Here is a 23977-nt window from a genome sequence, read left to right as displayed (position 1 = left end):
AACCTCATCGACCCGCAGAAGCGGCGCGTGGTCGAGAAGCGGATGGAGCCGATCTTCGACAGGGAGACCGGCGGGTTGCTGGCCGAGCAGATCGTGCTGACGAGGCCGGGAGGGCCGTACCGAGACCGTCGACCGGGTTTCGTGGTCAACTATTCGGTCGTTCGTGACTCGGGCTGGACGGACACCGTGCCGAAGCCGGCCGCGAAGCTTCCCAACTGGCCTGCTTAGTTCCGGCGCGTCTGAGCCGGCTCCCGCAAGGTGGAAGGGCGCCACGGCGGCCCCCGTCCGGGCTGGTTCCGGGCGGGGGCCGCCGTCACGGTGCCCGTCAGGGGGTGAGGTCGGACGGGGTGGTGCCGGTCTCGGTGAGGGGGAGGCCGAGCGCTGCTCGTTCGGCCAGCCAGGTGCTCGGGCGGTAGCGCGGGTCGCCGGTGGACTCGTGCAGGCCCCGCAGGATCTCCAGGACGCGGCCGGCCCCGGCGTTCTCGCCCCACTCCAGCGGTCCGCGCGGGTAGTTGAGCCCCAGGCGGACGGCGGTGTCGATGTCCGCGGGGCGGGCGAGGCGCTGCTCGGCGATGCCGCAGCCGACGTTCACGATCGACGCGAGAAGGCGCTGGGCGACGGGTGCCGGGGCGTCCCTGACGACGGTGACGGCTCGCCCGGTAGCGGCAAGCGCCGCCAGGCAGGCGCGGCCGGTGTCCGTGTCGAGCCCGGGGTGGACGGCCACGGTGAGACGAGTGAAGAACCCGCCGAACGGGTCGACGCCCAAGGTGCGTTCTAGCGGAAGGCCCTCGGCTTGGGCCGTGTCCACGGTGCTCCGCCCGAACGGTGCGACGAGCACCACCGCCTGGCTCGACGGCTCGTCACCCGACTCGACCTCCACTCCCGATGTCGAAAGCAGCGCCCCGAGTTCTTCACGGACGTCGCCGTGCACCCATATAGGGCGAGCCTCCACGGACGGGGCCGTGACTTCGGGCGACTCTTGCTTGGCGCCGTCCACGTACTTGTAGAAGCCCTCGCCGGTCTTGCGGCCGTACAGGCCCGCTTCGACGCGTGCCCGCCCGAGCCTGGACGGGCGGAAGCGCGGCTCTGAGTAGAAGCCCGACCAGATGGACTCCATCACCGAGTGCGACACGTCCATCCCGGTGAGGTCGAGCAACTCGCACGGCCCCATCCTCAGGCCGAGGACGTCCCGCGAGATGCGGTCGATGTCCACGGGCTCGGCGGCTCCTTCCGAGAGGATTTGCAACGCCTCCGTCACCAGGCCGCGCCCCGCGTGGTTGACGAGGAAGCCGGGCGCGTCTGGCGCGAGCACGGGTTCGTGACCGAGACGCTTCACCAGGTCGGCCAGAGCGTCCGGGATCCACTCGGCCGTGCGTGCTCCCGGGATCACCTCGACCAACCGCATCAGCGGCACCGGGTTGAAGAAATGCAGACCCGCCACCCTGGACGGGTCGTTCAGCACGGTCGCGATCGCCGTCACCGGCAGCGAGCTGGTGTTGGTGGCGAGAATCGTGTGTTCGGGGCAGACCTTTTCCAGGGCCGAGAACAGCTCCCGCTTGGTCTCCAGATCCTCCCGGACGGCCTCGATGACGAGATCGCACTCCTGGAACGGTGTGAGCGGTTCACCGACCGGGCGCAGCCGCTCCTTCGCCGCCGCGGCGTCGTCCGCGGGCATCCGGCCCTTGGCGACGAGCTTGTCGAACATGCCGGAGATGTGGGTGACCGCGTCCGTCACCGCCTCCAGCCGCACGTCGGCGATCTCGACCGTCACCCCGCCCGCCGCCACGAGCTGGGCGATGCCGCGTCCCATCGCCCCGGCGCCGATCACCCGGACCGTCCGCACGTCCCGCGCCCACTGCTCGACGATGCCGTTTTCCACCATGCCGCCTCCTCGCCTCCTCGCGGGCGTGGGACGGAACGGCGGGGCGCGCGTCAGTGCGCGCGTCCGGCGCGGCCGAACCCGGGACCGGCCCGGCGGCCGGCGTCGCCCGCGGGTGAACTCCCGCGTCCGTCGGCACGATAGCGGGAGAGGCAGGCGGGCCGCGGCGCCGCCGGGCGGGGTGCGCGACTCGGATCAGTCGTCGCCCCCGCCATCGTTGCCATCGTTGCCGTCGTCCTGGTTGTCGTCCCCGCCGCCGCCGTCCTCGTTGTCGCCGCCGTCCTCGTCGCCACCGCCGCCACAGGCGGTCGTCACCACGGCGGTGGTCCCCAGCACCCCGGCCACCGCGACCGCCGCCGGAGCCGACGCCGTCGTCAGCGCCATCACCGCGGCGATCAGTGTCTTGAGCATCTTCATCGGCAGCTTCGCCATCGAGTCCTCCACGATCCGGATGAGCGGCAACGCCCGATGCCTACCCCCGGCGGGGTCCACCTCACCTGTCAGCGGTGTCCTCCACTGGACGGAAACCCGGCCCCTCCGCGGCAGCGGCCGGGACGTAGCCTTCGAAGCGCGTCGCCGCGACCCTGAGGAGCACACATGCGTGAAGCGGTCATCTGCGAGCCGCTGCGTACCCCGATCGGCCGGTTCGGCGGGGTGCTGAAGCTCGTCCCGCCCGCCGAGCTCGCGGCCACGGTGATCCGCGCGCTCGTCGAACGCGCCGGGCTGCCCGGCGACGCGATCGACGAGGTGATCCTCGGCCACTGCTACCCGACGGCCGACGCCCCCGCCATCGGACGCGTCGCCGCGCTCGACGCCGGGCTCCCCATCGAGGTCGGCGGCAGCCAGGTCGACCGGCGCTGCGGGTCCGGGCTGCAGGCCGTCCTGGACGCCGCCATGCAGGTCCAGCTCGGCATCGGCGACGTGATCATCGCGGGCGGCGCGGAGAGCATGAGCGGCGCGCCGTTCTACACGACGCAGGCGCGCTGGGGCGTCCGCGGCCCGTCCCTCGACCTGCACGACGCGCTCGCGCGGGGCCGCGTCACCGCCGGCGGCGCGAACCACCCGGTGCCCGGCGGGATGCTGGAGACCGCGGAGAACCTGCGCCGCGAGTACGGCATCGGGCGCGAGGAGCAGGACGAGCTGTCCGTGCGCTCCCACCGGCGCGCCGTCGCCGCCCAGCGGTCGGGGGCGTTCGACGAGGAGATCGTCCCGGTGACCATCCGGTCGCGCAAGGCCGACACTGTGGTCGACACCGACGAGCACCCGCGTCCGGACACGACGGCCGAGGGGCTGGCGAGGCTGCGTCCCGTCCTCGGGAGGTCCGACGACCAGGCCACCGTCACCGCGGGCAACTCCAGCGGCCAGAACGACGCAGCCGCCGCCTGTGTCGTCACCACCTCCGAGCGCGCCGCCGAGCTGGGCCTGCGGCCCCTCGTCCGGCTCGTGTCGTGGGCCCGCGCCGGCGTGCCGCCCCGCACGATGGGCATCGGACCGGTTCCGGCCACCGCCAAGGCGCTGGAGCGGGCCGGCCTCGCCCTCGCCGACATCGACCTCATCGAGCTGAACGAGGCGTTCGCCGCGCAGGTCCTCGCCGTCGCCCGCGAGTGGGACCTGAAGGACGCCGACTGGGACCGCGTCAACGTCAACGGCTCCGGTATCTCCCTCGGCCACCCGGTCGGCGCGACCGGCGCCCGCATCCTCGCCACCCTCGCCCGCGAGATGCACCGGCGCGAAGCCCGCTACGGCCTCGAAACCATGTGCATCGGCGGCGGCCAGGGCCTCGCCGCGGTCTTCGAGAGGGTCTAGGTCAGGGCGGGCGCCAGGCCGGGGGCGGCGACCAGGACGAGGCCGAGGGCGATCATCGCGCCGCCCAGCGGCCGGCTCACCAGATCCCCGTACCGCCAGACCTTCTCGACGAGGACCACGGCGGCGATGACCCCCATCCAGACAAGGCTCATCATCCCCGCGGCGAGGAGCACGGCCATCAGCGCCCAGCAGCATCCCAGGCAGAAGGCCCCGTGGTGGACGCCGACGAGCAACGCGCCCGAAGGGCTCGCCGTGATCCGCTCTCCATGGCGGGCGACGACGGCGAGCGGCGAACGGCACTGGCGCAGGCATGCCCGCTTCAACGGGGTGAGCTGGTAGGCGCCCGCGAGCAGCAGCACCACGGCGCCCGCGCGCACGGCGGCCGTCGAGTCGCCTGCCGCCACCGTCGACTGGAAGAGCGTGAACAGGCCGTACGCCGCCACCCCCGCCGCCGCCCACACGGCCAGGTAGCCGGCCGTCAGCAGGTACACCGTCGTGCGCGCCCCGCCCCGTCGGCGCAGCAGCCGGTCGATCCGGACGATCACCGGCGTCACCGCGGGGAGCATCATCGCCGCCATCATCACGAACCAGGTACCGAGGAACAGCCCCGCGCTCATGGAGTGGTCCATCCGCATCGCCGGCATCCCGTCACCGGCGTGGCCGGGGCGGGCGCCGCCGGTCAGGATCCCGGCGCGCATGTCCGGTGTGGCCAGGTGGTGCACCGCCAGCCACGCGATCACGGTGATGACGACGAGGAGCCCGACGAACACGACCTCGTGGGGCGCGGGCCGGGCGGCGGGTCTCCGCCGACGCGTCCGCGTCGGCGCCCTCACTCGGGTCCGCTCCAGTCGAACGGTATGTGCTTGCTGGAGCGGCCTCCCCAGTCCCATGCGAACCCGAAGGCGTCGACCTGGTCGGCGAGGGCCCGGCCCCAGGTGGCGACCTGCCCGGGACCGGTCTCGGAACCGGGCGGATTGATCGTCTGCACCCGTGCCCCCTCGGGGGCCGTGGGGCCGGTGAGGGCCTCGGCCCTCGCCGTGACCCGGCCGGGAACCTCCGCGTTCCACGTGGCGAGGTCCTCGTCGACCGAGATCGTGACGGGCGCGTATTCGAGTCCCCTCATCTCGGGACCGAACATCTCCACGAACTGGGCGGGCCAGCCCCCGGCCTCCCCGCCGAAGATCTTCCCGAGGGCTTCGCGCTGGGAATCGTCGGCGCGCTCGTCCATGAAGACGGCCGCGTAGGCGTCGGAGTGCTCACCCCACGCGTTCCCCACGAAAGAGCCGAGCATCAGGACATTGAGACCGTCGAGCGGGACGTCTCCGTACCGCCCTTCGCGGATGTGCCACGCCAGCACTCCGTCGCAGTCCCCGGAGGTGGGAGGCTGCGCGTAAGTGCACGGGCACGGGATGGTGCATTTGCAGACGTCGAACCAGTCGCCGACGACATGCCATTGCGGTGTTGCGGCGGTGTCGGCCATGTCTTCCTCCCCCTGATCCCGCCCCTCTTCAATCGTCACAAAACGTGAGATCAGGGGCTAGGCGACCCGGGTAAAACCTCCCCGCTCCCCGGCGCGCCGGGGAGCGGGGACTCGCCAGGTCACCCCTCCGGGGCGGCCCAGGAGGGGTCACGGCCGGCGAGGGCGATGAGGCGGTCCACGGCAGGGGCGCTGTCCGGGATCTCGACGGCGGGGCCGAAGAGGCCCTCGATGCCCTTGCCGCCGCTCTGCTCGACGGCCGGCGCGACGAAGGCGAGGCAGGCGTCGATCTCCTCCTCGCCGGCGTCGTAGGGCTGGCCGCTGGCGCGGGCGATGTCCCAGCCGTGCACGACCAGTTCGTTCAGCGCGACCCGGCCGGCCTCGTGGCCTGGCATCTGCAGGCCGCCGGCCTCGGTCATGCCCTGCCAGGCGTCGGGGGACCGCCAGGCGGCGGCGAGCGCGTCGAGTTGCTCGGGGATGCGGGTGCGCCAGTCCGGCCCGAGGCGGGACGCGTCGGGGGACGGCGGCTGCGACCCGCCGTCCGGGACGTCCTTCGCGGCGGCCCACGTGAAGGCCTGGGTCAGGCCGCCGACGTGGTCGATGAGCGTGGCGAGCGACATGTCCTCGCACGGAGTCGGCGCGTCGAGCTGGTGGTCGCGGACGCCTGCCAGCAGGTCGGCCATCCGGCGTGCGGCGGGCGTGAGGTCGGGCATCGAGGTCATCCGGGGTCCTCCGTAGGACGAGTCCGTGCGGGATACCGCTGAAAGGTTCCCTCCCGCTGATACGGACTCCGCATGCTCCCGATACTCATCGCACATGTGGAATTCATAAGGTGAGGGGGAAGCGGGCGGTCTCCGGGTGGGCGTACCGTGTGCCGACCTGCGTATGTGACGCGTAAGCTACTACCGAGTAGTATTCGGGACCCGGATGAAGTGCAGTCTGTCGCGAGCCCTACGCTGACTGCCATCGCCCGTACCCCAGGAGGACGGAACAGTGTTCTGGATCACGTTGGTCATTGGGCTCGCCGGAACGGCGGTCGCTCTGGCGCTCGCCGGTCGGCGGGTGCTGTTCCTGTACCAGATCGCCAAGAGCGGCCAGCCCGACCCCGAGCGGACGCTCCAGGTCAAGCGTGAGCCCCGGAAGGCCGTCGAAGGCCAGGCCGTGGAGGTCTTCGGGCAGCGCAAGCTGCTGAAGTGGACCGTGGCCGGCGCCGCGCACTTCGCGGTGATGTGGGCGTTCTTCCTGCTGGCGACCGTCTACCTGGAGGCGGGCGTCCAGCTGCTGTTCGGGCTTGACGCGCACATTCCGGGGCTGCAGACCTGGGGCCCGATCGGCTTCGTGCAGGACACCATCGCGCTGGCCGCGCTGGCCGGACTGATCGTCTTCACCGCGATCCGCTTCAAGGATTCGCCCAAGCGGCTCGGCCGCCGGTCGCGGTTCAAGGGCTCGCACCTGTCCGGCGCGTGGATCACGCTGTTCATGATCTTCAACGTGATCTGGACGATGTTCTTCTTCCGGGGCGTGGAGGTCGCCCGCGACAACTTCGGCTACAGCGGCGCCGCCTACTTCTCGCACCTGACCGGGAACCTGTTCGAGGGGATGAGCGACAGCACCCTGGAGGTCCTGGAGTCGGTCGGGCTGCTGCTGCACATCGGCGTCGCGCTGGTGTTCCTGGTGTTCGTGGTGCACTCCAAGCACCTGCACATCTTCCTGGCCCCGCTGAACGTCATGTTCAAGCGCAGCCCGGACGGCCTCGGCGCCGCGCAGCCGATGATGTCGGACGGCAAGCCGCTCGACTTCGAGGAGGCCGACCCCGACGAGGACGTCTTCGGCCGCGGCAAGATCGAGGACTTCACCTGGAAGGGCTTCCTCGACATGGCGACCTGCACCGAGTGCGGCCGCTGCCAGTCGCAGTGCCCGGCCTGGAACACCGGCAAGCCGCTGTCGCCGAAGATGCTGGTGCTGGAGCTGCGCGACCACGCGCTGGCCAAGGCGCCGTACATGACCGCGTCCGAGGACCAGCGGGAGAAGTTCACCGACGAGCAGAAGGCCGCCATGCAGGTGGACAAGGAGCTCGTCGCCGACGACGGCGTCATCCACCCGGACGTCCTGTGGTCGTGCACCAACTGCGGCGCCTGCGTGGAGCAGTGCCCGGTCGACATCGAGCACATCGACCACATCCTGGACATGCGCCGCTTCCAGGTCATGATCGAGTCGAGCTTCCCGTCCGAGGCCGGCGTGATGCTGAAGAACCTGGAGAACAAGGGCAACCCGTGGGGCATGTCGGAGATGAAGCGCCTCGAATGGATCGAGGAGCTGGACTTCGAGGTCGAGGTCGTCGACGAGAAGCTGCCCGAGGAGACCGAGTACCTGTTCTGGGTCGGCTGCGCGGGCGCGCTGGAGGACCGGGCCAAGAAGACCACCAAGGCGGTCGCCGAGCTGCTGCACATCGCGGGCGTGAAGTTCGCCGTGCTGGGGCCGATGGAGGCGTGCACCGGTGACCCGGCCCGCCGGCTGGGCATGGAGTTCGTCTTCCAGATGCTCGGCCAGCAGAACGTCGAGACGCTCAACGACGCGGGCGCCAAGAAGATCGTGGCGACCTGCCCGCACTGCTTCAACACCCTGGCCAACGAGTACCCGCAGATCGGCGGGAACTACGAGGTCGTCCACCACACCCAGTTGCTCGCGCACCTGGTCGAGGAGGGCAGGCTCACCCCGGTCACCCCGATCGAGGAGAACATCACCTACCACGACCCCTGCTTCCTCGGCCGCCACAACAAGGTCTACAAGCAGCCGCGCGACATCATGGCGACCGTCCCCGGCGTCAAGACCCAGGAGATGCACCGGCACAAGGACCGCGGCTTCTGCTGCGGCGCCGGCGGCGCGCGGATGTGGATGGAAGAGCGCATCGGCAAGCGCATCAACACCGAGCGCGTGGACGAGGCGCTGGAGACCAATCCCGACACCGTCTCCACCGCCTGCCCGTTCTGCCTGGTCATGCTGGGCGACGCCATCAACGAGAAGAAGAACGCCGGCGACGCCAAGGAGTCCCTGGAGGTCGTCGACGTCTCCCAGCTGCTGATCCGCTCCATCAAGGGCGAGGGCACCCCGCCGGGCTCGGAGGAGAAGGAGCCCGTCGCCGCCGAGTAGCGGACACCGCACGCGAGAAGGACCTTCGGCCAAGGCCGGGGGTCCTTTCTCGTCGTTAGGGGCGGCCGAGCCATGCCGCACGTCGGCAACAGGCCCGTCCCGCGTTTCAGGGCGCCGAGACGGGATTGTGGTGGGTCACCCCTGGTAAGACCCAGGGATGGCTGTGCTCGTGTCCCTCGTCGCGTTCCTGATGACCCTCGCCGGGGGCCTCGCCGCGATGAAGGTGCGCGACAACCGGCACCTCGTCCTCGGGCTGGCGGGCGGCCTCATGCTCGGGATCGTCGCCTTCGACCTCGTCCCCGAGTCGCTGGAGATGACGCGGCACTCCCCGCTCGGCGTCCCCGCGCCCATGATCGGGTTCGCGGCCGGATTCCTGCTGCTGCACGTCGTGGAGCAGGCCGTGGCGATCCACCGGGCCCACGAGCACGAGTACGCCCCGCACGCGCACGCCCACGCGCACGGCGGCGGCTCGGCGGGGCTGCTCGCCGCGTCCGCGCTGGTCGCCCACAGCCTGATGGACGGGGTCAGCATCGGCCTCGGCTTCCAGTCCGGGACCGAGGTCGGGGTCTTCGTGGCGCTCGCCGTGATCGCGCACGACTTCGCGGACGGGTTCAACACCGTCACGGCCGCGTCCCTGAACCGGGGCGACCGCCGTCCCGCCGTCGTGCTCCTGCTCGCCGACGCCGTCGCCCCGATCGCCGGGGCCGCGCTCGGGACGCTCATCCAGGTGCCGGACGCGTTCCTCGGCCCGTACCTCGGGCTGTTCGCGGGCGTCCTGCTCTACCTGTCCGCCGCCGAGATCCTGCCCGAGGCGCACAGCGTCCACCCCCGGGTCATGACGCTGGGCGCAACCGGGCTGGGGCTGACGGCGGTCCTGTTCGTCGTCGGCCTCGCCGAGTGACGCCGTCCGGCCGCGCCGAGCCCGGTGGCCCGCTTTCACCGCGGCTCAGCAGGCCCTTCAACGGCAGAGGGCCGTCCGGTTCACCCGGACGGCCCTCTGCCGCTGGAACGAACGTCCCTGGAGACGTCAGCCCGTCATGGACTGGGCGAAGTTGGCGTTGTTCTTCAGCCACTCGTCCACAGCCTGGTCGGGCTTGCCCTTGTACTTGTTCTCCATGAGGTCCTCGAGCGAGCCGAGCTGCTCGTCGTTCATCTTGAACTTCTTCAGCCAGCCGCTGACGTCCGGCTGGTCCTCGGCGAAGCCGCTACGGGCGACCGTGTAGACGCCGTCCGGCTTGCCCATCGCACCCTTCGGGTCCTTCAGGTCGCGGATGGGCATCTTCGTGTACGCCCAGTGCGGCCGCCACAGGGTGACGACGATGTTCTCCTTGGCGTCGATCGCCTTCTGCAGCTCGGTGAGCATCGCCGGCGTCGAGGACGTCGTGATCGTGAACTCGTCCTCCAGGCCGTACGCGGGAAGCATGTCCTCCTGCGACACCCGGTACAGGCCGGAGCTCTTCTCGATCCCGATGATCTTGCCGTCGTACTCGGAGCCCTTGCCCTTGAGGTCCTCGAGCGACTTCAGCGGCGAGTAGTTCGGCACCGCGATGGTCAGCGGCGCCGAGTCGTACCAGGCGCCGACCTTCTCCAGCTTGTCGCCGTACTGATTCCAGTAGTCCTCGTGGGTGCCCGGCAGCCAGGCGTCGAGGAACAGGTCGACGTCGCCCTTCGCCATGCCGGCGTAGAGCGGTCCGGTGTCGAGCGTCTGGACCTCGACGTTGTAGCCCTTGTCCGTCAGCAGCCTCTTCCAGAGCTGCGTCGCGGCCTCACCCTCGGCCCAGCCCGAGACCATGCCGATGGTGATGTTCTTGTCGGACTCTCCCCCTCCTCCGGAGTCGGATTCGGCGCACGCCGTGGCGCTCAAACCCAGCGTCAACGTCAGCGCTATGGCCAGACCCTTGAACTTGAAGCTCATTCCCGTCCTTTCGTTGGCTTTCATGGTGGGGAGATAGGGGGGAGCGGGGGGTTCATCGGCCCACGGGCTCGGGCTCCGGGTCGGTTGCCTTCGCAGGCGCCTTGTCGGCCGGCTTGTCCGGCGTGGGGGCGGTCGTGCGGCGGCGGCCGTTCATGCCGCGGGTGAACAGCACGCGCAGCAGGCTCGGGCCGTTCCCGAAGGCGCCGGTGAGGCGGTCCAGGTAGATGGCCAGGATGACGACCGCGATGCCGCCCTCGAAGCCCGTGGCCACGTCCACCCGGTTGATGCCCTCGAGCACCACACCGCCGAGGCCGCCGGCGCCGACCATGCCCGCGATGACGACCATCGACAGCGACAGCATGATCAGCTGGTTGATGCCGGCCATGATCGACGGCATGGCGAGCGGGATCTGGATGCGGGTCAGGATCCGGTTCGGCGGCGTGCCGAACGCCTCGCCCGCCTCGACCATCTCCGGGTCGACACCGCGGATGCCGAGCTCGGTCAGCCGCACTCCCGGCGGCATCGAGAAGATCACCGTGGCGACCACGCCCGGGACCGCCCCGATGCTGAAGAAGAAGATCGCGGGGATCAGGTAGACGAACGCCGGCATCGTCTGCATGAAGTCGAGGACCGGCCGGACGATGCGGCTCACCACGTCGTTGCGTGCCGCCGCGATGCCGATCGGTACCGACAGGACGATCGACACCACCGCGGCGACGATCACCAGGGCCAGGGAGTCCATCGAGTCCTCCCACAGCTCCATGCTGTCGATCAGCGCGAAGCCGAGGATCGTGAACACGCCCAGCTTCCAGCCGCTGATCAGCAGGGCCACGATCGCGAGGATCACCGCGAGCGCGATCGGCTGCAGCGACGTCAGCACGGTCGTCAGCCCTTCGACCGACGCGTCGATCGCCGAACCGATCCCGTCGAACAGCCACCCGAGGTTGTCGGTGCACCAGGTCACCAGGGTGTCGAACCATTCGCCGACCGGCGCCCGGGGCAGCTCCAGTGCGAAGGCGTTAGTCGTCAACACCGCTGCCCTCCTTCGTCAGTGCGAGCTCCGGCTCTTCGACAACCTCGTCCACATGCGTGTTGATGGCCCCGAGAGCCGTCAGGAGCGTCACCCGCGGGATCACGCCGATCAGCGTCCCGTCCTCGTCCGCGACCGGCACGGGCAGGTCGCTCTCGGCGCACCTGACGAACAGGTCCGCCACCGGGGTGTCGGGGGACACGGGCTCCGGGTCCTCGGGGTCGATCAGGCCGTCGAGCTTCTGGACGTTGTCCTGCACCGCGTCCGCGATCACCGTCGCGCGGACCCGCCCGATCAGCTTGCGGTCCCGGCCGATCACGAACGCCGCCGACGTCTGGGCCTCGCGCATCGTGCGCAGCGCTGTCCGCGGACCCGTCGTCGACAGCACCGTGACCAGCGGCTTCTCCATGACCGAGGCCGCCGTCAGGACCCTGGTACGGTCCACGTCCGCCACGAACTGCGCGACGTAGTCGTTGGCCGGATCCGTGAGGATCTCCTCGGCCGTTCCGATCTGCACGATCCGGCCCTCCCGCATCACCGCGATGCGGTCACCGATGCGCATGGCCTCGTTCAGGTCGTGGGTGATGAAGACGATCGTCTTGCCGAACTGTCCCTGCAGATCCAGCAGGAGGTCCTGCACCTCCCGGCGGATCAGCGGGTCCAGGGCGCTGAACGCCTCGTCCATCAGGATGATGTCGGTGCCCGACGCGAGCGCTCGGGCAAGCCCCACGCGCTGCTTCATTCCGCCGGACAGCTGACCGGGGACCTTGTCCTCCCATCCTTCGAGACCGACCAGACCCAGGAACTCCCGGGCGGTCCTCTCGCGTTCTTCCTTCGGAACGCCGCGGACCTCGAGCCCGTACGCGGCGTTCGCGAGAACCGTCCGGTGGGGGAAGAGCGCGAAGTGCTGGAAGACCATGCTGATCTTGTTCTGCCGAATCGCTCGCAGCGCCTTCGGCGACATCTTCGCGATGTCCTGGCCGTCGATCTCAACGCTCCCGGAGGTGACCCCCAGCAGCCCGTTGAGCGTCCGGATCAGCGTCGACTTCCCGGACCCCGACAAACCCATGACCACGAAGATCTCGCCTTCGTTGACCTCGAACGAGGCGTCCAGCACCGCGGCTGTGACGCCGAGGTCCCGAATCGCCTTCGAATCGGCTCCGGCCTTGAGTTTCCGCTGTGCCTCGGCCGCCCTGCGGCCGAAGATCTTGGTGACGCTTTCCGCGCGGAGTACTGACACGATCTCCTCTCGGGTTCCCACGTCTGGGTGAGGCGCGGAAACGGGTCGCCCTATCCGTCCAGGCGCCCGGACGCGACGACCTCATCCAAAGAGGACGTCAACCAGACGCCAAACCAGTGCGTCGCCCGAAACTACCCGTTCAGAGAACATGTTTCATCTTTCGGTGCTTTTCGTCACGTTGAGGTCACGAATCGAGCACGTCTTACACCTTCGTACGGTGGAAGTTCAGGTACGACCGCGACGGCGTCGGCCCCCGCTGGTCCTGGTACCGCGACCCGTACCGCTCCGCCCCGTAGGGGTACTCGGCCGGCGAACTCGTCCGGAACAGGCACATCTGACCGATCTTCATTCCCGGCCACAGCTTGATCGGCAGCGTCGCCACGTTCGACAACTCCAGCGTCACGTGCCCCACGAACCCCGGATCGATCCACCCCGCCGTAGAGTGCGTGAGCAGCCCCAGCCGCCCGAGCGAGCTCTTCCCCTCCAGCCGCGCCGCCAGATCGTCCGGCAGCCCGAACACCTCGTACGTCGAGGCCAGCACGAACTCCCCGGGATGCAGCACGAACGGCTCCTCGGCCCGCACCTCCAGCAGCCGCGTCAGATCCGGCTGCTCCACAGACGGATCGATGTGGGGATACTTGTGGTTCTCGAACACCCGGAACCACCGGTCCAGCCGAACGTCCACACTGGACGGCTGAACCATCCCCGGCTCATACGGGTCGATCTTCACCCGCCCAGACTCGAGCTCGGCCCTGATGTCACGATCGGAGAGCAGCACGCCAGAAAAACTATCCCACCCGACCCCCACCGACGATCCGGTACAGTATCCACAGCGCGGCGGCCCACCAGGCCCCACGCGGGTGTAGTTCAATGGTAGAACTTCAGCTTCCCAAGCTGACAGCGCGGGTTCGATTCCCGTCACCCGCTCACTACGAAGGCCCAGGCCAGGGACATGATCCCCGAACCTGGGCCTTGATCGTTTCTCGTTGACATCAGCGACGGGCCATTAGCGGGCCATTAGGCCACCGGGACCAGCGTTCCAGCCGCCCCGCCGTCGTCCTCGTCGCCCCGGTCGTGTTCCTCCCGGACGAGGGCATCCAGACCATCGGCGATGATGCGGTCACCCTTGGCCGACCTGTGTTGGTAGCGCAGCGCCGCCCGCTCGTTATCGTGGCCCATGCGCGCCATGAGGTTCTTGGTCGAGACGCCCATGTCGGCCGCGAGCTGGTTACCGGTGTGCCGGAGGTCATGGAAGTGCAGGTTCGGAACGCCGAGCGCCTTCACCACGTGCCGCCAGTTCGTGACCTTGTTGAAACCGCTACGGCGAAGCGGTCCGCCCTTGAGCCCGGTGAAGACCAGAGCGTCCGCCTCATCCTTCGTGTACTTGTTCATGTGCGCCGTCAGGTGCGGGACGATCGCGGCCGGGATGGTGACCGTCCGTGCCCCCGCCTTGGACTTGGGCGGCCCGAGCAGCATCTGACCGTTGGCCCGTTCGACGTAGGCGTGACGGACCCGGACAGTTCGCGTGGTCAGGTCGATGTCGCAGCGACGTAGCGCCGTGATCTCGCCCCAGCGCAGGCTGGCGAAGGTGGCGAGGAGGATGAACGCGCGCAACCGGTCGTCGCGGATCACGTCGGCGTGCCCGTCCTCAGCCATCTTCCACAGCGCCCGCTCCGCTTCCGCGCGACTGGCGAAGGTCTGAGGGAAGCGCCGCATGATCCCGTCTTTGACGCGGTAGCGGAGCCGGTATTCGCCGGAGTCGAGCTTGCGGAAGTTGCCGACCGGCCGCGCGCCGACCCGTTCGGCCAGCTCGAAGACTTGGGCGATGGTCAGCGTGGGCCGCTCGTCCGCATGTTCGGTGCCGGCCCCGCGCACCTGGCACGGGTTGCGGGAGAGAAGCTTGTCTTCCACGACCGCCGTCATGAGGACGGCTCGCAGCAGCCGGTACGCCTTGGCGCGCGACGTGGCCCCGACCCCGGCGCTGGCGAGCGCGGTCAGCCACTCCCGAATCATCGGCGTACTGAGCTTGCTCAGGCTCACACCGCCGAGATACGGAGCGATGTGCTTGCGGAGAAGCCACGCGTAGAGTTCGCGCGTGCGCGGCCGGAGCGTCTGACGCTGCTCGATCCACAGTTCGGCGTACGGACCGAGCTTGACCTTTGCCCGCTCAGGGTCGGTCCAAGTCCCGCTGAGTATCTCCGCTTCAATCAGCGTCAGAGCGCGTTCGGCCTCAGTCTTGGAGGCGAAAGTCTTGGACGCAGTGCGCATCCGTCCGTCTGGGCCGGGGTAGCGGACTTGGTACCGCCCAGACTCCCGCTTGCGGATGTTGCCGAACCGGCGGTGTCCGCCCTTGTTCGCCATTAGGCAGCCCTCCAGACGTCAGAAGCGGTCATCGGCTCGACGAGACCCGCCGCGATGAACTCGTGAATTGCGGATTCGGGGATGCGGACGAAGCGCCCGACCTTGACGAAGCGGATGCGCCGTTCGGCCACGAGCCGACGAGGGAACCGCGGGGAGGTGTTCAGACGCTCGGCCGCCTCAGCGATCGTCAACAGCCGCTCGTTCAGGTCGATGGGAGTTGCCTTGGTCAAGCTGCGCTCCTAGCGGTCGCTTCTGGCTGAGGCGGTATGGGTCTTCCGGTGAGTGCGGCGGTGACGAGTGCTTCTCCGCGTGTGAGGCCCTGGCTGTGGAAGCGCCATTCGCCGATGGCGAGGACCAGGTGAGGGTCTTGGTCGTCGGGGGGTTGCCAGCCGGGGAATTGCTCGCGGACGTAGGCGATACGAGCGGCCCGCAGCGCGCCGAGGGTGGTGGAGTACCGGCGTGACTTGGTCGAGAAGTGGCCCCGGAACCCGAGCATGTGAGCCCATTGGGCGAGCCGGAGGTCTGCGAACTCGTCCAGGGCACCCAAGGTCAGGCATGCGTTCATCAGCCGCCGGGCGTGTGCGGTGATCGGCAACTGGGCCAGGTCGTCAGAGGGGTGAAGCCGCCGGTCGAGGGTGCCGACGCATTCGGCGGCCTTGGTGGCGTACTTCTCTAGTCTCTTACCGCATACTGAACCGCATGAACAGAACCCCCCGGCGCACAGGTGGGCGGACACTCCTCGAAACCGCCCCTGACCAGCTAGTTTGGGCCCTGTACGGGCGCGAGTCCTTCGACGTGACCGGCGACGCGGAGCAGGTCACCGCGCAGCTTTCCGACATGCGAGAGTACGTCACGGGCATCGGTGGCCGCATCGGACGCGAGTTTCCGGAAAACAACGTCTCGGCATTCCGGCGTGTCCAGGTAATGCTGCCCGATGGCACCTACGGTTACCGCGTGGTGCGTCCTGACTGGGACGCCATGATGACCGAACTGAGAAAAGGCACCTACAATTCGCTGTGCCTGCCGAACATCGATCGCGGCATGCGCGATCCCCGCGACCTGGAAGACTTGATCGACCTGGTCGAGTACTACGGCGTTCACGTCGTCGGAATGACGGGCAACATCGATCTCACCACGGACACCGGAATTTCCGCCGCACGCCACGACGTCAACCAGCGCAACCAGGAATCCCGGAACATCGCACGCCGCATGCAGGGCGGAAACCGGCGCGCAGCGATGAAAGGACGCAACCACGGCGGCGCAAACCGCCCGTTCGGATGGCGCAAAGACCGCACCGGCGCCAACAAGCGAGAAGCGAAACACATCCGCCGAGAAATCCCCCGCCTCCTGGCAGGCGTCCGCCCGGCAACAATCGCGATCGAATGGAACGAACGCGGCATCCCTACAGTGACCGGGCGCGGCCAATGGCGAGCGATGACGATTGTGCAGATCTTCACCAACCCGCGCTTGTGCGGCTGGAAGACCTACCAGGACGAAATCCTCACCGACGCCGACGGCAACCCGGTTGAAGGCGTCTGGGAGCCCATCATCACCGAGGACGAGCATCTCGCCTTGGTGGAAGCAATCCGCCCGTCCAAACCAGCCCGTAAGAACCGGGGACGCGGGCATGTGATGAAGTATCTCCTGTCGCCATTCATACGGTGCGGAAAGTGCAACGCGCGCATGTACGGCGGTGTGCAGTACTACCACAAGAAGACCGGTGATCCGGTGGTCGCCTACCGGTGTCCGGCCAAAGGATGGGGAGGATGCGCAGGCGTCACCCGACTCGCAGCGCCGATCGACGCATACGTCACCGAACTCGTTCTCCAGGAACAATCGCGAATCAGGCTACAGCGGCGCAAAGAACTCCCGCCCTGGGACAGGGAGGACGAACTACGCGACGTGACTCAGCAGATCCAGGAATCCACCGACGCCTACAAAGCGAAGCGGATATCGGGAAGCCGATATTTCGCCCTGATCGAGGACCTGGAGACCGACGAACGCCAACTCAAGGCAGAAAAGCGCAGGCATGAAGCCAAACGCCAGACCCGGGCGACAGAAATCCCCGACCTGCGGGCAGAATGGAACCGGCCGAACTTCACGCTTGAACAGAAACATGCGGCAATCGCGAAAAGCATCACCGCCGTCATCATCCACCCCGCGCCACACCAAGGCGCAAAGTTCGCCCCCGACCAGATCACTCCTATCTGGAACGAGGACGACGAATAGACGTCCCCGGACAGGCCCGGACAGCAAAGCGGCGACTCCCGCAAACGCGGGGGTCGCCGCTTTTGTGTGTCTAGTCATCACTGAGGTTCAGTCCGTAGATTCGCGCCACCGACCGCGCCCACTTTTCCGAACGCTGCGGCGCGTGCCTGAGTTGTTCTTCAGCCCACTCTTCCGGCGTGGGTACTCTCACCCTCTCTCTTTTACGGCTCCTGCATTTCTTGCGAGACGTTTGTGCATCACCTCCCCTCTACGGTCGCCGTCACGTGCCGGTGACGGTACGGGGACGCATCACACCTCCCTTCGACGCTCACACTGTGCGCTCGTCTCAGGTATGTCTCATGGATGTCCACGGCGCCCATACGTGCAGACGCGCGTGAGACGTGGACGAGACAACTCCGTGGACAATCACACAGCGTCACTTTCGGTCCGTCCTGCTCGCCATGCGAGCACACCCATGCTCGCGTACGGGTAGACGCACGTGAAGCCCACAACGCTCCATGCGCCTCACAACCACTCTGAGACGCCCGGAAAGCGTCCCCCGCCCTTCTCCAGGGATCGTCACGCCCCCGGCGCTCTCAGGCGCTCTCAGGGGCACGCGTCGCGAAGGAGCGCCCCGTGCGGACTTGTCATCAGCCGTGCGGGTAATCACCCAACCGGATCTGTCTTCTCCGTGACCTAACTCAGGTCGTAATCACCGTTCTTGATTGCCTTAAAAAGTGTTGCCATCTCCACGAAGCTAAACCTGTGCTTCGGGCCATCAGGTGCTTTAGAGTCGCGGCATGCGACGAAACTTGGCAGGCGTGCAAGCTCGACGCAATTTTCACCGTTCGCCGTAGTGCGTGACGCCTTCCGCCACTTTACATCTTCCATTGCTCTCCAGTCCTCCGTATAAGTTCCAGCGACTCGCTTCTCCTGAGCGCGTCGGCCCTAAATTGATCGAACATTCTTCGCAGTTTCGCAATCTCTTCTGGTCGCTCTATGATCTCTCCGGAGATAGCTCCGTCCGTGTAGGCAACATCTCGCCCACTGCTCAGTGTAGCTATCAGAAAAGGCGTAGAAAACTTGGCGCATATCTCGGCCTCAATGGGGACTATATGCAGAAGGACGTTGTCCCTCTCGGCGCACTCGGCGAGGAAATCCAGTTGACGCGACATTGCCTCGGCCCCTCCGACGTTCCGTCGAAGAACACTTTCATCCATCACCGCGACGAGCGTGGGCCCCGCATCTTCCGCTAGGATTCGCCGTTGTCGTTCCAATCGTTCTTTTAACGAGTCGTCGGATGAGAGCACTGACTGTGCGTACTCGGGGCACTGGAGCAAGTCGTTAACCAGTGTAGTTTCGAAGGACCATAGCGACGATGCGTCCTTTTCTGCTGCGAGCCACTTGCCTTCCCACTCCGGCAGCACTTCACCGTTCACCAACTCATTCACGATCCGCACGATGATGTCAGGCTCAAAGGTGAGAACCCCGATGAGTTTTTCGATGTACTCCGGCTTTACTGCCTGACGTCCACTCTCCCACGCGGCAACAAGCGAATCACTCACAAGCACGGTTTCAGCCAATGCGGCACGGCTCAGCCGCTGAGCCTCACGAGCACGGCGAATCTCTTTACCAACGAACGCCTTAGCTGTCACACGAGATGCCATGATCGTTCCGTAATCGCCTGTAATTCTGAACGGCTGGTCTGTACTTGTGAGCCTGACCGTGCTATGCGACCACCAGCCTAACCCTTCGCCTTCACCCTTGGAACAGCAAAGACCCAGCAAATCGGCAGGCAGGCCGGGTGAAGCGGACATGACGGACACGATCGTTCTCAAGCCAGTGCCAGAGAGCATCAAGACGGCACGCGACGCGGTATCGCTGGTCGCCTCTGTATGGGGGATCAACGACTACATCCCGCGCGTGGTCGTCAGCGAACTGGTCACCAACGCCGTCCGCCACTCCGCGCCCGACGATCACATCGTGGTCCGCGCCTACCAGATGAACGGGAAACGGTTCATCGAGGTGTGGGACCAGGCCGACGGAATGCCCCGGACACAGACACCAGCCGAGACCGACGAATGCGGACGCGGACTGATCCTGCTCTCATTCCTGGTCGAGCGCTGGGGCGTCCGACCGCTGAACGAACGCGGCAAGGTCGTGTACGCCGAACTGCGCCCCTGACCACACCCGCATGCCACGCTGCGTGACTCGTGCTTGTGCACGTGCAACGCGAAGTGCGGCCCTACGCGTGCAGACGCGCGCGAGGCCCTGCACATGCACAACCGCCGAACGATCACCGACAGTGACCGCTGTGGCCCCACCTCGCCGCTGGGACCGAGCTTGATCATCAGAAGTCCCTAGCACTCTGCGGCCACTCCGCTGCGATCTTGCGACATACTCCCAGGTCAGCGCTCGTGGCCATACTGCGGTAAGAGACTATTCGTTTATTTCGCGATGTAGCCCGCAACGGCCTGCTGGGTGAGCGTGCCTGCGGAGGTGATGGTCCGGACGTCGACTTGCGTGCCCCAGGAGAGCGACCGGGACGGAACGCCCGGCGCCGCTGGAGTGGTGACGGACACGGCGCCAGCGGCGTGCCGGACGGCGTCCTCCAGGAGGCGGACGTTCGCCCAGTCGGGCGGGGTGCTGGTCGGGCCGTCGGGGCCGTCGAAGCGGATGACCGCGTGGAAGTGGACGACGCCCCGCCGTTGGTATTCGGCGACCTTGGCGAAGGAGACCGCCAAGGTCTCGCGGAACTCTTTCTGTGTGAGCCCGGCCGACTTGGCCAGGTAGCGGCGCAGCGCCAGCGTGAAGCGCCGCCACAACTCCGGCGCGAGGGCGTTGAACAGCACCGACCCGGCGTAGTCGTAGCAGTCGGGACACAGTGGTTCGCCGAGCCGGGGATCATCGGAGGAGTGCCGGACGCCGCAGGAGGCCACCACGCCATGCGGGCATGGCTTGGCGTTCCGTCGAGGGTGGCAGCGCTCGACCCGTCCGCCGTTGCGTTCCCGCCGCGCGTGGACGGGACCGAACGAGGGCGCGGTGAGAGTGACGAAGGCGGCCGGGTGGCCGGAGACGCTCTCGGGGATGCCCTTTCCACCGGCCAGGCCCGCACGGATGAGCTGGTAGGTGTCAGCGCGGTAGATCTCGGCGCAGGCAGGGCAGCGGGAGGCCCGCCGCGTCTTGCAGGCCACCGGGAGAGCGCCGTCCGGCTCACGGTCGGTGGAGTAGTGGTGAAGCAGTTCGCCGGTACCGGTGTGGACGTGGCTCACGGTGCCAGTCAGGAAGACCGGTTGCGAGCATCCGCCGGTAGAGCGAGCGCGAGCGGCCCAGCGCTCGAAGTCCGGCCGGTCGATGATCTTCGCCATCTGCCGGGCGTCGGTCGGTGTGATGGCCGGGTGGGGCACGATGAAGGGGTCTCCTTACCGATTCATGCGGGTGAAGGGGATGGCCCCCGACGTGACGGCGTGACTTGGCGGTTGAGCGGTCACGCCGGGGGCGCTGCGATCACTGGCAGTTGCCGAAGCCCGAGCAGTGCGGGCAGGTGTCGCCGTAGGAGTCCAGGCCGGTCCCGCCGCAGTTGCAGCACTGCCACCACTGGCCGACCGGGGCGAGCGGACGCGGGAAGGCGATGGCCGATCCGGTCACCGAGTCTTGGGCGGTCACCTCGGTTGAGCCGCAGGCCGAGCACGAGGGGCCGCCCCGCCGCGCGAGCAGGTTCACCCAGTGGAGCCCGCCGCCGGTGACGTTGCAGGCCCGGCAGCGAAGCCGCCATGCCGTTGGGTTCTGGTTGCTCATCAGGCCGCCCGCCCGGAGCCCTGGTCGCCGTCCTGGTTGGTGTCCTGGTTGGTGTCGAGGCGGATGTTGTGTTGGTAGCTGTCGCGGGCGAGGTGCTCGCGGCGGCGGTAGTCGGGGATGTGGACGATGCGGTAGGAGATGCGGCCGAAGGTGCGGGTTGCGGTGTAGTGCCCGCCGCGGTCGAGGTCGTCGGCGACGTCAACGCCCAGGAGCGCGGCGGTCTGGTCGACCAGCGCCGCGGCCGAGGCGTCGGCGGCGGCTCGGGCGCTGATGAGCAGGTCGTGGCCGTACTCGTTGACGGGCACGCCGGGGTTGGCCTCTAGGAAGTCGGCCAGGGCGCGCAGGCCGGTGATGGTCTGGTGGCGGGCGAACAGGTCACCGGGCACCACCGGGGCCGCCGGGGTGGTCTCGTCGTGCGTCGGGTTGGTGGGGTCGGTGCGGGTCATGGCGGGTATCTCCTGTCAGGCGACGGGCGCGGTTTCGGGCTCGTGTTCGGTGCGGAGTTGGCGGAGCAGGTCGGAGGCGAGTTGGTTGGAGATGCCGAGGCGGGCGCGGAGGGCGTCCCGGGTGATCGGCCGCCCGTGCTGGTCGTGGTGTTCGGCGGCGACGCGGCGCGCGAAGTCGACCAGCGGCCCCGCCGGAGCCGACGTGGCGGACGCGGACGACGCGGACGACGACGCGGGCGACGTCGAGGCGGAGTGATCGGCGGGGACCGGGATGGAGGTCTGTCCGTCCTGCTCGTCCGCGTCGTCGTCCTGGTCGTCGTGTGTGTCTGGGACGAGCGCGCCAGCAGCGGCGGGCGTAGGTTGCTCCCACACCACCCACGGGGACGACGGGGAGTCCGAGCCGGACCGAGACGAGGACGGGGACGGGTCGCCGAAGGAGTCCGGGACGGTCAGCACGTCGACGACCGGTGCGGACGAGGGGCGAACCGCCGCGCGGGGGCCGGCCTTTCGGCGTTCCAGCATCGAGACGGCGACCAGGAACGCCCCTGCCGGGGTGCCTGCGGTGATCCAGCCCCAGACGGACGGGTCGGCTTGGGCGAGGTTGGCGGCGAGGGATAGAAGGATGCCGCCGACCAGGACGAGGGTGGGCCAGGACAGGCGGCCGGTTTCGCGTCCGGTGTGCTTGTCGCGTTGGCGTTCTGCGGCGGCCATGACGCAGGTGAGGTCGATGCAGATGGCGATGGCCCAGGCCATCCAGCCGTGTTGGCCGTGTTCGGTGGCGGTGTCGCGGATGTGGGTGAAGGACCCGGCCGCCGCGATCCCGGCGAGGATCACGACCGGTCCGGAGTCGGTGACCGCGCCCCAGAATCGGCGGCTCATGCGGCCCGCCGGTTGGTGACGAGGGCGAGCAGCGCGGCAAGTTCGGGGTCACAGTGGTGGGTGTCGGCCCAGTCGTCCACCAGCCCGGGGCGGGACGAGGTGAAGGAGTCGGCGCAGCGCTGGCAGCGGGCGATGTGCAGGGAGCGGTATTGGTCCCACTCGACGCCGACCGGCCACACGTCCCAGGACGACACCGGCGACGGCCGGGACGAGCCCGAGGACGACGCCGAGGACGGGCCCGAGGACGGGGACGAGGGGGACGGGACGGCGATGAAGCGGGGACGGGGACGCGGACGGGAGCGCGGGGAGCGGACGCGGTCGCGCATGAGACAGCCTCCAGGGCCGGTTTCGGGCATGGCATGGGTAGGGACATGGCGCGATTCAGGGCTCACGCCGAGCCGAAGGAGGGAGAGGAAAGGGAGAGGGCCGGGTTATGCGGCTTCAGGCCAGTCGGGCCCGACGGTGGGGACGGAGCTGATCAGCGCGTCCCAGTCCGGGGTGAGGTGGGCATGATCGCGGGCGGCTTGTTCGGCGGAGTGCTCGGGGACGTAGACCGAGCGGGCGCGGTGCCAGGAGCCGTCTTGTCCGGCGACCACGCACACCCCCGGAGTCTCGGCGGGGATCGCGCGGGCAGCGTCCAGGGCGGCCGGGTCCAGATCCCCGAGGGTCATGTTGGCCGTCTCCGGATCGTTGACGCGGTGGCACACCCGCCCAGAGAGCTGGGCACGGAGAGCGGTGACGCCGGGTCCCAGGTCCGAGCCGATGCGCTGGCCGCACACGATCAGGTGCACGGCGAACGCGCGGCCGAGTTGCGCGACCCGCAGCAGCGCGGTAGCCGTCCGGGTCACCTCGTCTTTCTCGGATTTGTCGGCCATCAGGAACAGTTCGGCGACCTCGTCGACCAGGACCACGACGGGGACCGGCTGCAGGTGCTCAGGGAGCGTCCAGACGTTGCGGGCACCGTGTGCGCGGCACACCGCCATGCGGGCCTCTACCTCGCCGACGAGGTCGGAGAGCAGGTCGACGGACTCTTTGCGGGTGGTGGCCAGCGCCGACAACCGAGGCGCGTAGGGGGTGAACTCCACGCCGCCCTTGAGGTCGAACCCGACGAGAGCGACCGGTTGCGGCGCCAGGGCCTTGATGATGGCGTTGGCCAGGTTCGACTTGCCCGACTGCGTCGCCCCGGCGTTGAGCCAGTGCGGCACCGTCCGGAAGTCGATCACCCAGTCGCGCCCGTTCTCCAGCTTCCCGGGACGCACCGTGAGCAGGTCACCGGTTTCCGGGGTGGTGACCACGTCGATCAGCGGGTCGCGCATGGTCGCCCACAGGGTGACGTAGCCGGGCCGGACGTCGACGACCCGCACCGCGTGCACGCGCCAGGCGTGTGCGATGCCCTCAGCGGCCTTCTCGTAGTCGGCGGGGACTTGCCCGTCGTGCAGGCGCAGCCGCATCCGCCAGCCCAGCCGGGTCGGCCGCAGCAGCCCCAGCCGGGGTGAACGCTCGACGTCGATGCGCCGCACCCGCCGCTTGTGCTCGACCACGGTCGCGGCCGAGCGGGACGCCGGGCCCATGACCGGGATGGCGTCCAGGGTGAGGCGGAACCGCCGCCGGTTGCGGGTGAGCTTGCAGCCCGAGGCGACGTGATGCCACGTCAGATACACCAGCACCGCACGCGCCGGAAATGCGACGCCGTACCAGAACGACACCGGGTGATACCGGCGCCAGGCCCAGAGCCCGGCCGCCGCAGCGGCCAAGGCCCCGAGCACCAGGACGAGATCAGTCATCACC

General features: G+C 68.4%; 26 protein-coding genes and 1 tRNA gene. 7 read left to right on the top strand and 20 right to left on the bottom strand.

The genetic code is table 11. The features are described from left to right. Window positions 1-27 precede the first annotated feature (27 nt). Window positions 28-228 (top strand): hypothetical protein, encoded by a 201-nt coding sequence (locus E1281_RS03295; RefSeq protein ID WP_131875613.1) that lies wholly within the window; start codon window positions 28-30, stop codon window positions 226-228. A 97-nt stretch (window positions 229-325) separates the two neighbouring features. On the opposite strand, the gene E1281_RS03290 is transcribed toward E1281_RS03295, so the two are convergent. Together E1281_RS03290 and E1281_RS03285 are read right to left on the bottom strand one after the other, a co-directional pair. Continuing rightward, window positions 326-1882 carry a 3-hydroxyacyl-CoA dehydrogenase gene (locus tag E1281_RS03290; RefSeq protein WP_131875612.1) on the bottom strand — a complete coding sequence of 519 codons (1557 nt, stop codon included), beginning with the start codon at window positions 1880-1882 and terminating at the stop codon, window positions 326-328. A 192-nt stretch (window positions 1883-2074) separates the two neighbouring features. After that, the gene (locus E1281_RS03285; protein ID WP_131875611.1) at window positions 2075-2341 is read right to left on the bottom strand and encodes a DNA primase; all 267 of its coding nucleotides are present in this window, start codon (window positions 2339-2341) and stop codon (window positions 2075-2077) included. A 135-nt stretch (window positions 2342-2476) separates the two neighbouring features. Here E1281_RS03285 and E1281_RS03280 point away from each other — a divergent pair, with 135 nt between their 5' ends. Further along, window positions 2477-3685 carry an acetyl-CoA C-acetyltransferase gene (locus E1281_RS03280; protein ID WP_131875610.1) on the top strand — a complete coding sequence of 403 codons (1209 nt, stop codon included), beginning with the start codon at window positions 2477-2479 and terminating at the stop codon, window positions 3683-3685. Here the strand turns inward: E1281_RS03280 and E1281_RS03275 are convergent. From E1281_RS03275 to E1281_RS03265, 3 genes are all read right to left on the bottom strand, one after another. Next, the gene (locus E1281_RS03275; RefSeq protein WP_165958770.1) at window positions 3682-4518 is read right to left on the bottom strand and encodes a DUF2182 domain-containing protein; all 837 of its coding nucleotides are present in this window, start codon (window positions 4516-4518) and stop codon (window positions 3682-3684) included. The two genes, E1281_RS03280 and E1281_RS03275, sit on opposite strands and share 4 nt — an antisense overlap. Next, window positions 4515-5165 carry a DUF1326 domain-containing protein gene (locus E1281_RS03270; protein ID WP_131875608.1) on the bottom strand — a complete coding sequence of 217 codons (651 nt, stop codon included), beginning with the start codon at window positions 5163-5165 and terminating at the stop codon, window positions 4515-4517. The genes E1281_RS03275 and E1281_RS03270 overlap by 4 nt, the downstream gene beginning before the upstream one ends. Window positions 5166-5284: 119 nt before the next feature. Beyond that, window positions 5285-5884: a TIGR03086 family metal-binding protein gene (locus tag E1281_RS03265; RefSeq protein ID WP_131875607.1), complete on the bottom strand. Its 600-nt coding sequence runs from the start codon at window positions 5882-5884 to the stop codon at window positions 5285-5287. A 271-nt stretch (window positions 5885-6155) separates the two neighbouring features. Here E1281_RS03265 and E1281_RS03260 point away from each other — a divergent pair, with 271 nt between their 5' ends. Together E1281_RS03260 and E1281_RS03255 are read left to right on the top strand one after the other, a co-directional pair. Further along, window positions 6156-8312, top strand: a complete 2157-nt coding sequence (locus tag E1281_RS03260) for a (Fe-S)-binding protein (RefSeq protein WP_131875606.1) — start codon at window positions 6156-6158, stop codon at window positions 8310-8312. A gap of 157 nt (window positions 8313-8469) precedes the next feature. Next, window positions 8470-9213 (top strand): ZIP family metal transporter, encoded by a 744-nt coding sequence (locus tag E1281_RS03255; RefSeq protein ID WP_131875605.1) that lies wholly within the window; start codon window positions 8470-8472, stop codon window positions 9211-9213. A 126-nt stretch (window positions 9214-9339) separates the two neighbouring features. Here the strand turns inward: E1281_RS03255 and E1281_RS03250 are convergent, their stop codons facing one another. The 4 genes from E1281_RS03250 to dcd all read right to left on the bottom strand — a co-directional run bounded on the left by E1281_RS03250 (window position 9340) and on the right by dcd (window position 13275). Continuing rightward, window positions 9340-10227 (bottom strand): glycine betaine ABC transporter substrate-binding protein, encoded by an 888-nt coding sequence (locus E1281_RS03250; RefSeq protein ID WP_131875604.1) that lies wholly within the window; start codon window positions 10225-10227, stop codon window positions 9340-9342. A 52-nt stretch (window positions 10228-10279) separates the two neighbouring features. Continuing rightward, window positions 10280-11257 (bottom strand): ABC transporter permease subunit, encoded by a 978-nt coding sequence (locus E1281_RS03245; protein ID WP_131875626.1) that lies wholly within the window; start codon window positions 11255-11257, stop codon window positions 10280-10282. Beyond that, window positions 11247-12497 carry a glycine betaine/L-proline ABC transporter ATP-binding protein gene (locus tag E1281_RS03240; protein WP_131875603.1) on the bottom strand — a complete coding sequence of 417 codons (1251 nt, stop codon included), beginning with the start codon at window positions 12495-12497 and terminating at the stop codon, window positions 11247-11249. Before E1281_RS03240 ends, E1281_RS03245 begins: the two co-directional genes overlap by 11 nt. A 202-nt stretch (window positions 12498-12699) precedes the next feature. Continuing rightward, window positions 12700-13275 (bottom strand): dCTP deaminase, encoded by a 576-nt coding sequence (gene dcd / locus E1281_RS03235; protein WP_165958769.1) that lies wholly within the window; start codon window positions 13273-13275, stop codon window positions 12700-12702. A 78-nt stretch (window positions 13276-13353) separates the two neighbouring features. On the opposite strand from dcd, the gene E1281_RS03230 reads away from it, so the two are divergent. Continuing rightward, window positions 13354-13424, top strand: a tRNA-Gly gene (locus E1281_RS03230). Window positions 13425-13514: 90 nt separating this feature from the next. Here E1281_RS03230 and E1281_RS03225 read toward each other — a convergent pair. The 3 genes from E1281_RS03225 to E1281_RS42785 are packed head-to-tail and all read right to left on the bottom strand — an operon-like array spanning window position 13515 to window position 15594. After that, complete coding sequence (locus E1281_RS03225) at window positions 13515-14858, bottom strand: site-specific integrase (RefSeq protein ID WP_131875602.1); 1344 nt, start codon at window positions 14856-14858, stop codon at window positions 13515-13517. Then, on the bottom strand, window positions 14858-15088 hold the full coding sequence (locus tag E1281_RS03220; protein WP_243716531.1) for a helix-turn-helix domain-containing protein: 231 nt from the start codon (window positions 15086-15088) through the stop codon (window positions 14858-14860). The genes E1281_RS03225 and E1281_RS03220 overlap by 1 nt, the downstream gene beginning before the upstream one ends. Next, the gene (locus E1281_RS42785; protein WP_347813264.1) at window positions 15085-15594 is read right to left on the bottom strand and encodes a replication initiator; all 510 of its coding nucleotides are present in this window, start codon (window positions 15592-15594) and stop codon (window positions 15085-15087) included. The genes E1281_RS03220 and E1281_RS42785 overlap by 4 nt, the downstream gene beginning before the upstream one ends. On the opposite strand from E1281_RS42785, the gene E1281_RS03215 reads away from it, so the two are divergent. Further along, window positions 15558-17087 carry a recombinase family protein gene (locus tag E1281_RS03215; RefSeq protein ID WP_131875601.1) on the top strand — a complete coding sequence of 510 codons (1530 nt, stop codon included), beginning with the start codon at window positions 15558-15560 and terminating at the stop codon, window positions 17085-17087. The two genes, E1281_RS42785 and E1281_RS03215, sit on opposite strands and share 37 nt — an antisense overlap. A gap of 675 nt (window positions 17088-17762) precedes the next feature. Here E1281_RS03215 and E1281_RS03210 read toward each other — a convergent pair. Further along, complete coding sequence (locus E1281_RS03210) at window positions 17763-17957, bottom strand: DUF397 domain-containing protein (RefSeq protein WP_131875600.1); 195 nt, start codon at window positions 17955-17957, stop codon at window positions 17763-17765. After that, the gene (locus E1281_RS03205) at window positions 17945-18733 is read right to left on the bottom strand and encodes a helix-turn-helix transcriptional regulator (protein WP_165958768.1); all 789 of its coding nucleotides are present in this window, start codon (window positions 18731-18733) and stop codon (window positions 17945-17947) included. The genes E1281_RS03210 and E1281_RS03205 overlap by 13 nt, the downstream gene beginning before the upstream one ends. Before the next feature lie 175 nt (window positions 18734-18908). Between E1281_RS03205 and E1281_RS03200 the strand changes: the two genes are divergently transcribed. Continuing rightward, complete coding sequence (locus E1281_RS03200; RefSeq protein ID WP_207943074.1) at window positions 18909-19250, top strand: ATP-binding protein; 342 nt, start codon at window positions 18909-18911, stop codon at window positions 19248-19250. A gap of 263 nt (window positions 19251-19513) precedes the next feature. Here the strand turns inward: E1281_RS03200 and E1281_RS03195 are convergent, their stop codons facing one another. From E1281_RS03195 to E1281_RS03175, 6 genes are all read right to left on the bottom strand, one after another. Next, on the bottom strand, window positions 19514-20473 hold the full coding sequence (locus E1281_RS03195; protein WP_207943073.1) for a replication initiator: 960 nt from the start codon (window positions 20471-20473) through the stop codon (window positions 19514-19516). A 100-nt stretch (window positions 20474-20573) separates the two neighbouring features. After that, complete coding sequence (locus E1281_RS03190; protein ID WP_131875597.1) at window positions 20574-20864, bottom strand: hypothetical protein; 291 nt, start codon at window positions 20862-20864, stop codon at window positions 20574-20576. After that, the gene (locus E1281_RS39950; protein ID WP_165958767.1) at window positions 20864-21310 is read right to left on the bottom strand and encodes a hypothetical protein; all 447 of its coding nucleotides are present in this window, start codon (window positions 21308-21310) and stop codon (window positions 20864-20866) included. The genes E1281_RS03190 and E1281_RS39950 overlap by 1 nt, the downstream gene beginning before the upstream one ends. 15 nt (window positions 21311-21325) lie before the next feature. Then, the gene (locus tag E1281_RS03185; protein ID WP_131875596.1) at window positions 21326-22189 is read right to left on the bottom strand and encodes a DUF2637 domain-containing protein; all 864 of its coding nucleotides are present in this window, start codon (window positions 22187-22189) and stop codon (window positions 21326-21328) included. After that, window positions 22186-22515, bottom strand: a complete 330-nt coding sequence (locus E1281_RS03180; protein WP_131875595.1) for a hypothetical protein — start codon at window positions 22513-22515, stop codon at window positions 22186-22188. The genes E1281_RS03185 and E1281_RS03180 overlap by 4 nt, the downstream gene beginning before the upstream one ends. A gap of 105 nt (window positions 22516-22620) precedes the next feature. Next, entirely contained in the window at window positions 22621-23973 is a 1353-nt protein-coding gene (locus E1281_RS03175) for an FtsK/SpoIIIE domain-containing protein (RefSeq protein WP_131875594.1), read from the bottom strand. Between the last annotated feature and the right edge of the window lie 4 nt (window positions 23974-23977).

The organism is Actinomadura sp. KC345 (assembly GCF_004348515.1).
In the GTDB taxonomy this organism is placed as follows: domain Bacteria; phylum Actinomycetota; class Actinomycetes; order Streptosporangiales; family Streptosporangiaceae; genus Spirillospora.
This window is presented reverse-complemented; position numbering and strand designations above follow the sequence as displayed.

Bases quoted from the DNA above. Each gene is read 5' to 3' on its own strand.
- E1281_RS03270 (WP_131875608.1), bottom strand. From the start codon at position 5,165: ATGGCCGACACCGCCGCAACACCGCAATGGCATGTCGTCGGCGACTGG.
- E1281_RS03290 (WP_131875612.1), bottom strand. From the start codon at position 1,882: ATGGTGGAAAACGGCATCGTCGAGCAGTGGGCGCGGGACGTGCGGACG.
- E1281_RS03265 (WP_131875607.1), bottom strand. From the start codon at position 5,884: ATGACCTCGATGCCCGACCTCACGCCCGCCGCACGCCGGATGGCCGAC.
- E1281_RS03225 (WP_131875602.1), bottom strand. From the start codon at position 14,858: ATGGCGAACAAGGGCGGACACCGCCGGTTCGGCAACATCCGCAAGCGG.
- E1281_RS03250 (WP_131875604.1), bottom strand. From the start codon at position 10,227: ATGAGCTTCAAGTTCAAGGGTCTGGCCATAGCGCTGACGTTGACGCTG.
- E1281_RS03215 (WP_131875601.1), top strand. From the start codon at position 15,558: ATGAACAGAACCCCCCGGCGCACAGGTGGGCGGACACTCCTCGAAACC.
- E1281_RS03210 (WP_131875600.1), bottom strand. From the start codon at position 17,957: ATGGAAGATGTAAAGTGGCGGAAGGCGTCACGCACTACGGCGAACGGT.
- E1281_RS03175 (WP_131875594.1), bottom strand. From the start codon at position 23,973: ATGACTGATCTCGTCCTGGTGCTCGGGGCCTTGGCCGCTGCGGCGGCC.
- E1281_RS03255 (WP_131875605.1), top strand. From the start codon at position 8,470: ATGGCTGTGCTCGTGTCCCTCGTCGCGTTCCTGATGACCCTCGCCGGG.
- E1281_RS03280 (WP_131875610.1), top strand. From the start codon at position 2,477: ATGCGTGAAGCGGTCATCTGCGAGCCGCTGCGTACCCCGATCGGCCGG.
- E1281_RS03205 (WP_165958768.1), bottom strand. From the start codon at position 18,733: ATGGCATCTCGTGTGACAGCTAAGGCGTTCGTTGGTAAAGAGATTCGC.
- E1281_RS39950 (WP_165958767.1), bottom strand. From the start codon at position 21,310: ATGACCCGCACCGACCCCACCAACCCGACGCACGACGAGACCACCCCG.
- E1281_RS03190 (WP_131875597.1), bottom strand. From the start codon at position 20,864: ATGAGCAACCAGAACCCAACGGCATGGCGGCTTCGCTGCCGGGCCTGC.
- E1281_RS03180 (WP_131875595.1), bottom strand. From the start codon at position 22,515: ATGCGCGACCGCGTCCGCTCCCCGCGCTCCCGTCCGCGTCCCCGTCCC.
- E1281_RS03185 (WP_131875596.1), bottom strand. From the start codon at position 22,189: ATGAGCCGCCGATTCTGGGGCGCGGTCACCGACTCCGGACCGGTCGTG.